This window comes from Candidatus Arthromitus sp. SFB-rat-Yit (assembly GCF_000283555.1).
Classification (GTDB): Bacteria; Bacillota; Clostridia; order Clostridiales; family Clostridiaceae; genus Dwaynesavagella.
Genome location: NC_016012.1, coordinates 1,463,642 through 1,475,854, shown reverse-complemented (window position 1 = coordinate 1,475,854; position 12,213 = coordinate 1,463,642). Strand labels below are relative to the sequence as shown.

General features: G+C 26.7%; 12 protein-coding genes and 4 tRNA genes. 10 read left to right on the top strand and 6 right to left on the bottom strand.

All coding sequences use genetic code 11. The annotated features are described in order from the left end of the window. Positions 1-21 precede the first annotated feature (21 nt). Genes RATSFB_RS06930 through RATSFB_RS06920 form a run of 3 tightly spaced genes read left to right on the top strand, consistent with a single transcriptional unit; the run spans position 22 to position 2,607 of the window. The gene (locus tag RATSFB_RS06930) at positions 22-819 is read left to right on the top strand and encodes a MetQ/NlpA family ABC transporter substrate-binding protein (protein WP_014095319.1); all 798 of its coding nucleotides are present in this window, start codon (positions 22-24) and stop codon (positions 817-819) included. A gap of 33 nt (positions 820-852) precedes the next feature. Continuing rightward, complete coding sequence (locus RATSFB_RS06925) at positions 853-1,671, top strand: transketolase (protein WP_014095318.1); 819 nt, start codon at positions 853-855, stop codon at positions 1,669-1,671. 15 nt (positions 1,672-1,686) lie between these two features. Continuing rightward, a complete protein-coding gene (locus RATSFB_RS06920; RefSeq protein ID WP_014095317.1) occupies positions 1,687-2,607 on the top strand; it encodes a transketolase family protein in 921 nt (306 codons plus the stop codon). A 57-nt stretch (positions 2,608-2,664) separates the two neighbouring features. Here RATSFB_RS06920 and RATSFB_RS06915 read toward each other — a convergent pair. From RATSFB_RS06915 to RATSFB_RS06900, 4 genes are all read right to left on the bottom strand, one after another. Further along, positions 2,665-2,739 (bottom strand) — tRNA-Glu (locus RATSFB_RS06915). A gap of 6 nt (positions 2,740-2,745) precedes the next feature. Continuing rightward, positions 2,746-2,822 (bottom strand) — tRNA-Asp (locus RATSFB_RS06910). Between the two features lie 5 nt (positions 2,823-2,827). Next, positions 2,828-2,903: transfer RNA gene (locus RATSFB_RS06905), tRNA-Val, on the bottom strand. 18 nt (positions 2,904-2,921) lie between these two features. Further along, a tRNA-Glu gene (locus tag RATSFB_RS06900) sits at positions 2,922-2,996 on the bottom strand. Positions 2,997-3,175: 179 nt separating this feature from the next. Between RATSFB_RS06900 and RATSFB_RS06895 the strand changes: the two genes are divergently transcribed. The 5 genes from RATSFB_RS06895 to RATSFB_RS06875 all read left to right on the top strand — a co-directional run bounded on the left by RATSFB_RS06895 (position 3,176) and on the right by RATSFB_RS06875 (position 7,820). Continuing rightward, complete coding sequence (locus tag RATSFB_RS06895) at positions 3,176-3,943, top strand: TatD family hydrolase (RefSeq protein WP_014095316.1); 768 nt, start codon at positions 3,176-3,178, stop codon at positions 3,941-3,943. A gap of 30 nt (positions 3,944-3,973) precedes the next feature. Beyond that, complete coding sequence (locus RATSFB_RS06890; RefSeq protein WP_044035604.1) at positions 3,974-5,029, top strand: G5 and 3D domain-containing protein; 1,056 nt, start codon at positions 3,974-3,976, stop codon at positions 5,027-5,029. Positions 5,030-5,096: 67 nt separating this feature from the next. Beyond that, a complete protein-coding gene (gene rnmV / locus RATSFB_RS06885; protein ID WP_014095314.1) occupies positions 5,097-5,657 on the top strand; it encodes a ribonuclease M5 in 561 nt (186 codons plus the stop codon). After that, the gene (gene rsmA, locus RATSFB_RS06880) at positions 5,644-6,477 is read left to right on the top strand and encodes a 16S rRNA (adenine(1518)-N(6)/adenine(1519)-N(6))-dimethyltransferase RsmA (RefSeq protein ID WP_014095313.1); all 834 of its coding nucleotides are present in this window, start codon (positions 5,644-5,646) and stop codon (positions 6,475-6,477) included. The genes rnmV and rsmA overlap by 14 nt, the downstream gene beginning before the upstream one ends. Before the next feature lie 86 nt (positions 6,478-6,563). Then, positions 6,564-7,820 carry a hypothetical protein gene (locus RATSFB_RS06875; RefSeq protein WP_014095312.1) on the top strand — a complete coding sequence of 419 codons (1,257 nt, stop codon included), beginning with the start codon at positions 6,564-6,566 and terminating at the stop codon, positions 7,818-7,820. 10 nt (positions 7,821-7,830) lie between these two features. Here RATSFB_RS06875 and RATSFB_RS06870 read toward each other — a convergent pair whose 3' ends face one another. After that, positions 7,831-8,724, bottom strand: coding sequence for an alpha/beta fold hydrolase (locus tag RATSFB_RS06870; RefSeq protein ID WP_014095311.1), 894 nt, complete (start codon positions 8,722-8,724; stop codon positions 7,831-7,833). 71 nt (positions 8,725-8,795) lie between these two features. Here RATSFB_RS06870 and RATSFB_RS06865 point away from each other — a divergent pair, with 71 nt between their 5' ends. Then, on the top strand, positions 8,796-10,241 hold the full coding sequence (locus tag RATSFB_RS06865) for a leucyl aminopeptidase (protein WP_014095310.1): 1,446 nt from the start codon (positions 8,796-8,798) through the stop codon (positions 10,239-10,241). 94 nt (positions 10,242-10,335) lie between these two features. On the opposite strand, the gene spoVG is transcribed toward RATSFB_RS06865, so the two are convergent. After that, positions 10,336-10,608: a septation regulator SpoVG gene (gene spoVG, locus RATSFB_RS06860; RefSeq protein ID WP_014095309.1), complete on the bottom strand. Its 273-nt coding sequence runs from the start codon at positions 10,606-10,608 to the stop codon at positions 10,336-10,338. A gap of 185 nt (positions 10,609-10,793) precedes the next feature. Here spoVG and murC point away from each other — a divergent pair, with 185 nt between their 5' ends. Further along, the gene (gene murC, locus RATSFB_RS06855; RefSeq protein WP_044035603.1) at positions 10,794-12,170 is read left to right on the top strand and encodes a UDP-N-acetylmuramate--L-alanine ligase; all 1,377 of its coding nucleotides are present in this window, start codon (positions 10,794-10,796) and stop codon (positions 12,168-12,170) included. The last annotated feature ends 43 nt before the right edge of the window (positions 12,171-12,213 follow it).

Below are 12,213 nucleotides of genomic sequence, written 5' to 3'. Positions count from 1 at the left end.
TGCATTAATTAGGAGGACTTTATGAATAAATTTTTAGGCGTATTTTTGATGTCTATTTTCATTTATATTTTTACTTCATGTTCATCTAATTTAGTATTGAATGATGATAATGATAAAAAAATAAGAATAGGAGTTACAAGTGTACCTTATGGGGAAATTTTACAAAATATAAAAAATGTATTTAAAGAAGACTTCGATATAATAACTTATGTTGATCAAGATAAATTGAATAAAGATTTAGTTGATGGAAATTTAGATGCTAATTTTTTTCAAACAAGGGAATATTTAAATAGGTTTAATTTAACTAGTGAAATTAAGCTTGTAGAAATTACTCCTGTACATGTTGAACCTTTAATTATTTATAGTAGTAAATATAGAACCCTTGATAAGGTTGAAAATGAAGATATTGTATACATACCAAGTGATTTTATAAATAGAAATAGATCTTTAAAACTTTTAGAAGATGCAGGGTTTGTTACACTAGCAGAAGAATTAGATGGATCGTATACTATTATAAATAATCCTAAAAATTTAATAATAAATCAAGTTGATATTAATGATGTTCCATATTATTTTAATGAATCAGACTTGATTGTTTTAAACACAAATGTTGCTATGGGAAATAATATAAACCCTAAGGAGGTTGGTATATTTTATGAGAAATCATTTGATAATGATTTAAAATTTAACATTTTTGTAACTAGAGAAGATATGATTACATCAGTAAAACTTAAAGAAATTGCTAATTATTTAAATAGCTATGAAAATTTTAAATTTATAAATGTAAAATATAATGGTTTTGTAAAACCCATATTTTAAGAATGTGAACTTCAAAATAGGAGGTAATTTAAAATGAATTGTAACGATTTGGAAAAATTGCAGAATAAATCTAAAGAAATAAGAAAGATGTTGTTAGAAGAGATTCATAATTTAGGGAAAGGACACTATGGAGGAAGTTTATCTATAGTAGATACATTGGTGCTTTTATATAATTTTGAAATGAAAATAGATGTAAATAACCCTAAAATGGAAAATAGAGATAGGCTTGTTTTATCTAAAGGGCATGCGGGACCTGCTTTATATGCAGTACTTGCAGATAAAGGGTATATAGATAAGAAAGATTTGATGACTCTTAACAAGGAAAATACATCTCTTCCAAGTCATTGCGATATGAATAAAACAAATGGAATTGATATGACTACTGGATCTTTAGGGCAAGGGATAAGTTGTGCTGTTGGAATGGCTAAATCAGCTAAAATTAAGAAGGATGATTGTTATATATACACTATAGTTGGTGATGGAGAGTGTAACGAAGGTCAAGTTTGGGAAGCTGCTATTGCTGCATCTGCGTTTAAGTTGAATAATCTTATAGTATTTATCGATTATAATAAAATGCAATTAGATGGTAATTTAGTTGATATTCTAGATATGGGTGATATGCACAAAAAGTGGGAGTCATTTGGGTTTTATACTAAAAGTGTTGATGGACATAATTTTGAAGAAATTCACAATGCTATTTGTGAAGGTAAAAAGCAAGATAATCCTGTAGCTATAGTACTTAATACTATAAAAGGTAAAGGTGTTTCTGTAGTTGAAAATGTTGGATATAAAAATCATAGTATGGGATTAAGTGAAGATGAATTTGAAAAATCAATTAAAGAATTATCATAAAGGAGGCTTTTAATTATGGAAATGAGACAGGTATTATTTAATACAATGAATGAAATTATGAGTGAGAATAGTAATGTCGTATTTATGGATGCAGATTTAGCTGAAGCTAATGGGACTATGAAACTTAGAGAAATTTATAAAGATAGAGCTTTTGATGTTGGTATAAGTGAAGCTAATATGGCTGGTATGGCAGCGGGTATGAGTGCTTATGGTATGAATCCATATATATGTACATTTACTCCATTTGCATCAAGAAGAATATGTGATCAAATAGCTATTTCTATGTGTTATGCAAAGCAAAATGTAAAAATTATATCAACAGATTCGGGTGTTTGCGCAGAATTAAATGGTGGAACTCATATGAGCTTTGAAGATATAGGGGTTTTAAGAAGCATACCGGGCATAACTATAATAGATGTTGTTGATGAGATTCAATTAAGAGAAGTATTATTAAATACTGTAAATAAAAAAGGAGTTATATATATAAGAATAGCTAGAAAACAAATTCCTAAAATATATGATGATAATTATAAATTTGACATAAATAAAGCTGATATTTTAAAAAGTGGAAAAGATATTACAATATTTACTACTGGGATTATGGTAAATGAGTGTATTAAAGCTAGTGAGATTTTAGAAAAAGAGGGTGTAAGTGTAGAACTTATATCAGTACCTGTTATAAAGCCAATTGATATTGACACAATTAAGAACTCATTACTTAAAACTAAAAAAGCTGTTACGGTTGAAAATCATAATATTATAGGTGGACTTTATAGTGCTATTTGTGAGATTTCATGTAGATATTCTCCAGCTTTGATAAATAGTGTTGGGGTAAATGATCATTTTGGGGAAGTAGGATCGGTTAATTTTTTATTAGATAAATATTGTATGACAAGTAAAACGATAATTGAAAAGTGTAGAAATTTATTAAAATAGTAGATTATAATAATAAAAAAGAAGAAGGTAATTTTACCTTCTTCTTTTTTACGTTTATGGTGACCCGTACGGGAATCGAACCCGTGTTACCACCGTGAAAGGGTGGTGTCTTAACCGCTTGACCAACGGGCCATAAAATGGCGACTCAGAAGGGGCTCGAACCCTCGACCTCCGGCGTGACAGGCCGGCACTCTAACCAACTGAGCTACTGAGCCAAAAATGGTGGGCACAACAGGGATCGAACCTGTGACCTCCTGCTTGTAAGGCAGATGCTCTCCCAGCTGAGCTATGCGCCCAGATAAATATTTTAACAATGGTGACCCGTACGGGAATCGAACCCGTGTTACCACCGTGAAAGGGTGGTGTCTTAACCGCTTGACCAACGGGCCAACTAACTACCTTCTAGAGTATATACTATTATTTTATTTATGTCAATATTGTTTTTATAATTATCATAAAAATTTTGGGGCTTAGGATAATTATAAAAACAATCATAAAATCCAAATTTTGTCAAGTTGACACCAAAAAGTAATGACTGTATCATGTATAGAATGAAAGGAGCAATAAAATGTCTTTGAAAATTTTTGAAACTCATTCTCATTATTATGATGAAAGTTTTTCTAAAGATAGGGATGAAGTTATTAAAAAACAATTTGATAGTGGTGTGGAAAAAATATTAAATTGTGCTGTAGATATTGATTCTTGCAAAAAAACGATTGAAATCATTGATAAATATGATTTCGTATATGGGGCTTGTGGAATACATCCAAGTTATTCTAAATATTATTATAAAATAAATTATGAGGATGATTTGTATAAATTTCATAAACATCATAAAGTTTTAGCAGTAGGTGAAATAGGATTGGATTATTATTATGATGATGATAAGGAAATACAAAAGGATATATTTAAAAATCAGTTAAGTATTGCTAAGCAACTAGATAAGCCGGTTGTAATTCATTGTAGAGATGCTCATGAAGATACATTTAATATAATTAAGGAATTTATGCCAATAAGAGGTGTTATTCATTGTTTTTCTGGAAGTTTAGAAACTGCAAAAAAATGGATTAAACTTGGGTTTTATTTAGGTATATCAGGTATTTCAACATTTAAAAATGCTGTTAAGATAGTACAAGTAATAAAAGAAATTCCAATTGAATATCTTTTAACAGAGACAGATTGTCCTTACCTTTCGCCTGTACCATTTAGAGGAAAAAGGAATGAATCAATAAATATAAATTATGTTATAAAAAAAATAGCTGAAGTAAAAAATGAAGACTTCTATAAAATTGGGGATACGTTATATAAAAATGCATCAAAATTTTTAAGTTTATAATGTATATTAAGGTTTTATTAGGGGGGAATTATGGTAAAATCAAGGTCGATAAAGACTGTGCTGTTTTCTTTAGCTAGCTTGTTAATTTTTGTTATATTATTTTATTTAGTTATTTATATGAACAAGCCGGTTATACTTGTTGTCGATGGAATTGAGATTTCAACATATAAAGCAGAAAATGAAGTTGGAGATATGTTAACAGAAAATAGTACAGTCTTACAAAATAGGGCGGAGGCATTAGAACCATCAAGAGTTTTTAATACAGAATATGAAGATGAGGGTGTTTTAAATAATCCATTCCCGGTTGTTTTATATTTAGGGAATAATGACCCATATGAAATTATGACAACATCCAAAACTATAGAAGATCTATTGAAAGAGAGAGAAATAAAGATAGATGATAATGATATAGTTGAGCCATCTTTGTATAGTTACATTATTCCAGATGAAGAGATTTTTATTAAATATGTTGATATAAAAATCAATGAAGATAGAATAGAAATTCCTTTTGAAGTTAAGACTATATATAATGATGATTTATATATAGATGAAGAAAACTTAATCCAAGAAGGTAAGAATGGAATAAGACTTATTAAAACTGAAAAACGTTATGAAAACAATATTGAAGTTAGTAGTAATATTATTTATGATGGTATAGAAGATCAATCCATTGATAAAGTAATTGAAAAAGGAACGAAGAGTAGAAGTGTTAAATATATAGAACAAAACTCTTCTAATTTACATTTAAATGGAGAAAAAATACTGTTTTTAGGTGAAGAATATTTAATAAAGTATTCTAAATTAGTAGAGTCCACCGCTTTTTATAATAGTGGATCTAATGGCAATCACATAACAGCTACAGGAAATCCAACGGTTTATAATCCTGCTGGATGGAGTACTATTGCGGTTGATCCAAAAGTTATACCTCTTAATACAAAAGTATATGTTGAGGGGTATGGTTTTGCCATAGCTCACGATACTGGAGGAGCTATAAAGGGAGATATAATAGATGTTTTTATGCCGAGTAGAGAAGCTGCGTATAATTGGGGAAGAAAAAAAGGAATAAGAATATATATATTAGAATAGTTTTAAAATTTGCTATAATATTTATTTTAAGTATTGTAGCATTTTTTATTATAGGGGAGGATATTTAATGATTAAAATTAAGGAAGTTATAGTAGTTGAAGGTATATGTGATGAAATTGCAGTTAAGCGTGGAGTTGATGCTGAAGTTATATATGTATCTGGATTTGGTATATCCAAAAAAACTATGAATTTGATTAAAAACGCACAAGAAAGATGTGGAGTTATACTTCTTATGGACTCAGATTCTGCAGGTGATAGGATAAGAAAGAAAATTGCAGATAATATAAAGGGTGTTAAACATGCTTATATAGCAAGAGATAAAAGTACTAAAAATGGTGATATAGGAGTTGAAAATGCTAAGCCTGAAGATATAATTTCAGCTTTAGAAAATGCAAAATGTGAGTTAAACTATAAGAGAAATGAGTTCACAGAAAAGGATTTATTTGATAACAAACTTGTAGGGAATAAAAATTCATTGAAACGTAGAGAGATTTTGGGAGATATTTTAGGAATTGGAATATCTAATGGAAAAAAATTTTTATCTAGGTTAAATAGTTTTAACATATCTAGGGAAATGTTTAGATCTTCATTAGAAAAGTTAGAGGAGATAATAAATGACAAATATTAGAGAATTACAGAGGGAGTATGGGTTTCTATTTAAGGGATCATTAGGACAGAATTTTTTTAACAATGATAATTTACTTAATGAAATATTAGATGAACTATGTATTACACAAGATGATGTTATTATTGAAATTGGACCTGGATTTGGTGCTTTAACAGAGAAACTAATTTTAAGAGCAAAGAAAGTTATATCAGTCGAAATAGACAATAGACTTATACCTATTTTAAATGAAAGATTCGACAAATATGATAATTTTGAACTTATACATTATGATTTTATGAAAATTGATTTGAAAAATTTTGAAAAATTAAATAGTAATTTTAAAGTTATAGCTAATATACCATATTACATAACGACTCCTATATTAGAAAAGTTATTTAAAAGTGATCTCAATATTGATTTTATTGGTGTTATGATGCAAAAAGAAGTAGGAGATCGTATTTTAGCAGATGTTTCCACGAAGGAATATGGATCTTTAACTGTTTTTGCAAATTATTTTTCATCACCCCATGTGGTTCGATATATTTCATCTAATAATTTCACACCCAAACCTAAGGTTGATTCTATATTTATTAAATTTGAAATACAACCTAAAAGAAAACTTAAGACTAAAGAAATGGAAGAATATTTTTTGAAATTTGTTAAAAGATGCTTTGCAATGAGAAGAAAAACATTTTATAATGTACTAGCTAATTTTGGTAAGGATAAAGCATTATTATCAAAGATATCTGATGATATAGGAATCGATTTTAATAAAAGGGCAGAAAATTTAACATTAAATGAATTTATAAAAATATTTAAAATCTTAAATGGAGTAAATTAAATATAATTTACTCCATTTTTATTTAGTAAATTTTAATATAATTGTGCATAACATAATATTAAAACAATTATTTATTGGAGAATTAGATGAGTGTTTATGATAATAAAAAATTTATAATACTTCAGGAAGACGATAAGGGATATTCATTCAAAAATAATAAACCCTCAGGTTATACAAAAATAGAGTACAAAGAATCTAAACTTAAGATATTTTATTATATACAAAATTTAAATAATGAAAATACTTATAGCTTAAGTTTGATAATTAAAAATGAATCTAAAGTAGATATAATATCTATTGCAGATGTTAAACCAGATGAGAATGGTAAAATTGATGTATCGTATGAATTTGATGAAACATTACTTGAAAGTTTACATGGAAGTACTGTTTGTTTTAAAGATATAAAAGGGGAGGTTAAATATCCTTTAAGTGGATTTTTAGGTAAGAAGAAAGTTTTTAATTGGAAAATTAATCAATTTAGATTAATTAAAAATAAGATTTTCAGGAAAGAAAATTTTACATTTGAAGTTAAAAATGATGTATCGAATAAAAAAATAGATAAAAAATATAATGAAATTGTATGTGAAGATGATAAAAATTGTGAAAATGAAATTATTGAAGAAGATAATAAAATTGACGAGTGTTTACATGTTTGTGATGATAACAATTTTGAAAGGAATGAGATTGATAGAGGAAAGATTATAATGGATAGATATAAAAACCTACATTCATTTGATATTAGTAAAGATTTTAAAAATAAGAATATTTATCATGAATATGAAGATGAGATAAAGAAATGTAAAGATGAAATTGAAAACAATTTAAGTGATGCAAAGTATCATATAGATTCATTAAGAAAGTTTATGTTAAAAGATAATGGGAAAATAGAAAAGATGTTAAGGAGTTTAATTCCAAATTCTTTTCAAAATCGAGATATTGAGTATGATTACAATTATAAGTTTTTTCTCAATATATTAAGCGAATATGAGGAAATGAATTATTTAAATCAGGAAAATTATAGATTTTTTAAAGTTTTTATAAATGATTTTTCACAAATGCAAAACATGAGAAAAATAGATAATACAAAATATGCAATAACATATTATCCAATGCTTTTTATGTATCCATATTTTAAAGATCGGGGATATTTTATCATAGGAATTAATTGTGATGGGAAGAATGTTTCTAATCTTGTTTATGGGATAGAGGATGATTTTGATAATGATACATCCGGATTACCTTATGATGGGGAAACGGGATTTAATAAATATATATATGATTATAAAAATTCAAAAAGATATGTTATAATGGAATACGATTATAAAAAATTTAAGGTTAAGTAAAATAGTAGGTTTAATTTTTAAACCTACTATTTATTATATCTTCTATTGAGTATTTATATGGAGAAAATAGGATGGATGAAAATCTATTTGATAGATTTTTAATATAACTCGAATTAAAATATTTTTTGTTATTAATTAGAGCGAATATAGGTATGTTTGATTTAATATCTAAAGTTGAAATCGGAGTGCTATCTTTTATCATCTTTGAAGCGTATTTATTTGAAGAATTCTTATTATTGAAGTATGATGTAATATATTTATTTAAATTTAAAGATGAGTTATTTAAATTCAATATAATAAATGAGGGTAATAAGGATAATTTATTTTTGGAAAATAATTTAAAATTTTCCCACATGGAATTATAATCAAATACAGGGTCTATAAGGAGAATTTCTGAAAAAATTTTATCATTTAAAGAAATCATATTTAACCCTATGCTTGATGAAAAATTGTTACATATTAAAAGTGCGTCTGTTATATTTAAATTTTCCATTAAAGAGTTGATGTATGAAGAAATATTTCTGAAGGAATAATCAAAGTTATTTGCTTTAAAAGATTTACCATGACCAGGCAAATCAATAAGAAATATATTAAAATTATATGGCTTACTTATTAGTGTGCTTAGTGGTTCGGAAATTAAATTGTATGAATTTAGAGATGATTCGAATGCTCCATGAATTAATACAATATTTTTTGAAATATTATTATCAGAATGATTTTTTATATTTTTTTCATAATAAGTTATTGTTTTATTGTTTATTTTAAATTGTTTTTCATCAAAACTAGGTATGTTATAACTTAAATTATTTTTATTGTTGTAAAGAAAGTAAATACAATTAATAATAATATGTATAAAAAATAATAAAATTATAGAGTATATTAATGTATTTTTTTTGTTAACCATTATAATCACCTTGTGTTATTTTGGTTAGGAAACTACTAAATATGCATCTTATTTTTTAAGGAGATTTTTAAATGGAATTTAAACTAATTAGTAAGTTGGATAAAAAATATCAGGTAGAAATTATACCTTGTTTTGAAGATTGTGAAATATTTAAATATGGGGATGTATTAAATAAATTAAAAAAACAAAAATTGTTTGAAGGTAAAAAAGGAACTCACTACTTATTCAATAAGAACGATGCAGATGAAATTTTTCAGATTGTATTTATGGGATTAGGTAAAAAAAGTGAATTAACATATGAATATTTTTATAAATCAGTAGTTTCGGTTTTTGAAGAAATGAAAACAAACTTAGTAGGGGATGTTTTATTTTATCCTATTGAATGTACTAATTTTGACGATAGGAATATGCTAAAGGCTATTATTTTAGCTTGTAATGCATGTTGTTATAAATTTGATAAATATATAACAAAAAAATCAGAGAATTCAAAATTTAATATCTACATTTATGCAAATAAAAATGAAGATTTAGATGAATTATTAAATATAAAGGATGCGATAAATTTAACCAGAGATTTAGTAAATGAGCCATCGAATTTTTTAACACCAGAAGAATTTGGAAATAGGTGTATTGAACAAGTTAAAGATTTAAATATAGATATCGATGTATATGATGAAAATTGGATAAAACAAAATAGTTTAAAAGCATTGTATGAGGTTGGTAAGGCATCTGTTAATAAACCAAGATTTATTGTTATGAAATACTTTGGAGGAAATGAAAAGGACAAGGTTATATCATTTGTTGGTAAAGGCTTGACATATGATTCTGGTGGATATTCTATAAAAAGTTCTGACGGAATGGTAACTATGAAATGTGATATGGCAGGTGCAGCAAGCGTTTTATCTTTAATGACTTTAGTAGCAAAACAAAATTTGAGAGTAAATATTTTTGGTGTAATACCTACATGTGAAAATATGATAAATGGAAATGGATTTAAACCAGGGGATGTAATAGGGTCGCTTTCAGGGAAAACTATTGAGGTTATATCTACAGATGCAGAAGGAAGATTAGCTCTTGCGGATGGAGTTTATTATGCAGCTAAAAATTTAAATTCTGATTTAATAATAGATATTGCAACATTAACAGGAGCATGCGGAATAGCACTTGGAACTAAATACGCAGCTGTTATAGATAACGATGAGAATATATTTGATGAATTAAATAATGCAAGTAAAAACACTGTAGATAGCATATGGAGATTACCTGCAGATAAAGAATATTTATCACTGCTTAAGTCAGATGTTGCTGATTATAAAAATATTGGTGGAAGATATGGGGGAACTATAACAGCTGGATTATTTGTTGGAGAATTTGTATTAAATAAACCATGGGCACATATAGATATAGCTTATGTTGCGTGGAATGATTTTTCTACAAAAATATTACCTAAAAAAGGTGCAACAGGAGCAATTGTTGAGTTGTTATATAATTTTTGTAAAAATAACGAAAATGCTTAAAATTATAAAACATGTAAAAAGACCACACATAAATGTGTGGTCTTTTTATAATTTATTATTTGAATAGTTTAAAATTAATCTAATTTACACCAAACTATATTTGAGATTGTTCACTTAGTGCAATATTGTAATTTTTTAATATCTCAGTTTGAAATTTTTGTCTTACATCTGTTGAGATAGGATGAGCTATATCTTTAAATTCTCCGCTAGGAGTTTTTCTACTAGGCATAGCTATAAATAAACCGTTTTCTCCTTCAATAACTTTTATATCATGAACAACAAATTCATTATCTAAAGTTATTGAAACTATAGCTTTCATTTTCCCTTCATTAGTGATTTTTCTGATTTTAACATCTGTAACTTGCATTCAATTCACCTCTAAAAAGTTTTTCGATTTATGCAATTAGTTTATGTAAAAAAATAAAAAATATATTGATATAACAATATATTTTTAAAAAATATATCATTATTTAATAAATATGTATTTTTTTTAGTAAAAAATGTATATAATTATAAAAAGTTCTATATAATTAAGGGGTGTTTTTGCGAGATATGTTTTTAGATAGAATCATTAAAAATAACCAATATATACATTTGATTGGAATTGGTGGAGTTAGTATGAGTGGAATAGCATCAATTTTATTAGATAGAGGATTTAAAGTTTCAGGAAGTGATATTTGCAAAAATCCATTAATAATTAATCTGGAAAACAAGGGATGTAAGATAAAAATAGAACATAATTCTAAAAATATTGATAACAACATAGGTATTGTTGTTCATACTGCGGCTGTTGGTTATGAAAATAATGAAATTAAAGAAGCGATTAAAAGAAAAATACCTGTAATTAATAGATCGGAATTTTTAGGGGAATTAACAAAGAAATATAATAAATGCATAACTATATCCGGAACTCATGGTAAAACAACAACTACATCTATATTTAGTTATGTTATGATGTACAATAATTTGGATCCTACTATATTAATAGGTGGAGAATTAGATTTAATAGGTGGAAATTTTAAGATTGGTAAAAGCGATTATTTACTTATGGAAGCTTGTGAATATAAGAAATCATTTTTAAATTTTTCAACAGATATAGGTGTTATACTTAATATAGATAAGGATCATTTAGATTGTTATGAGGATTTAGATGATATAAAAGATGCTTTTTGTGAATATGCGAAGAATATTCCTTATGATGGATGGCTTATATATTGCGCTTCTGATAAATTGATAGGAGATATATTAGATGAAGCAAAGTGTAAAAAAGTATCCTATGGTATAGGGTGTGGAGATGTAAATGCGATTAATATATCAAAAACTAGAGATAGTATATGTTTTGATGTCTTATATAAAGAGAAAATTTATGATGGCTTTAGGATAAATGTTATAGGAAATCATAACCTTCTTAATGCGCTTTCTGCCATTACATTTTCACTAATATTAGACTTTGATTTGATTAATGTGAAAAAAGCTCTTTTAGATTTTTCTCTTCCTAAGAGGAGATTTGAGATGAAGGGCGAAAGAGATGGAATAAAAATTATTGAAGATTATGCACACCACCCAACTGAGATAAAGGCACTTATAGATATGACTAAATCATTAACTAATGGTAAGATATATTGTTTTTTTCAGCCTCACACCTATAGTAGAACTTTAACTTTACTCGATGAATTCTCGAAAAGTTTTGATGGGGTGGAAGAAGTAATATTGTTTGATATATATGCAGCAAGAGAGAAAAATATATGGAACATTACATTTAAGGATTTAAAAGATAAAATAATTTCTACTGGACAGAAGTGCCATTATGCTAAAAGTTTCGATGATGCAGTTGATTATATGAAATGTAAGGGAGAAAGAGGAGATATATTTTTAGTAGTTGGTGCGGGGAATATTTGTGAATTAAGTGATAAATTTGTGAATGTGTAGATTTTAGGAGGTTTTTTAACCTCTTTATTTTGATTTAAGGGGT